Origin of the sequence: Streptomyces sp. H27-H5 (genome assembly GCF_026627505.1) — a bacterium.
Lineage (GTDB): Bacteria > Actinomycetota > Actinomycetes > Streptomycetales > Streptomycetaceae > Streptomyces.
Genome location: NZ_JAPNLK010000338.1, coordinates 1 through 842, shown reverse-complemented (window position 1 = coordinate 842; position 842 = coordinate 1). Strand labels below are relative to the sequence as shown.

Sequence of the window (842 nt, the reverse complement as noted above, 5' to 3'; positions counted from 1 at the left end):
ATCTCCCGGAACCCGGCCCGGTCATGCAGGTCCCGGACGGCGCTGTCGCCGGGTTCCGCGGTGTCGAGGAGCGTGACGACCTCGCGGACCCCGTGGCCGACGAGAGGGGCCAGGCACCGCTCGAGGACCCCGTGTCCGAATCCGCCCCGCCGGGGCATGAGCGCGATCCACTCCAGGACCGAGGCCCCCTCGACGGGCCGGGTGACGGTCGCCTTCCCGACCAGGCTTCCGTCCCGCTCCCACAGACGCACATACCAGCCGTACCGGGGATCGGCACACTCGATGACGTCCCCCAACCCGTACGGCCGGGGACTGTGGGGATCCAGGCGGTGGTGGAGATACGTCCACCCCTCCTGCCGGGAGAACCCGGCCGTCTCCAACGCCACCGCCGTGCCGCGGCGGCTCCGCACCGGCAGGCCCGCGAACCCGGGCGCGGTGGCACACGCGAACGCGCGCACCGTACGCCGCCCCAACCGCTCCAGCACATGCCTAACCAACAGCCCCGCGATCTCCTGATCATCGTCCACGCAGTGCGACCACAACAGCAGCCCGTCACCATCGTCTCGACGCACCGCCCAGGCCGCGGCCCCCAACACCTCACCACCGGCGGAGACAGCGAGGACCGTGCCCGGCACCGCCGGCACTCCGGCCCCCGGATCACCGGGGCCCGCGCCGGGCCCGGTGACGGCGTGGGTGAGCATCGAGGCCGTCACAACGGGCCGGCCCGGCAGCCGATCCCCGGCGATCAAAGCCAGCACCCGCGACAGGTCCCCCGGAGCGTAGGACCGAATGGTCACGCCGGCCTCGGAACCGACTGTCATGATCGCCACTGCCCACCGCTC

At 72.9% G+C, this 842-nt stretch carries 1 protein-coding gene; it reads right to left on the bottom strand.

From position 1 onward, the window contains the following. Nucleotides 1-821: hypothetical protein (locus OTB19_RS43160; RefSeq protein WP_267804323.1), on the bottom strand; the 821-nt coding region annotated here is incomplete at its 3' end. Nucleotides 822-842 lie beyond the last annotated feature (21 nt).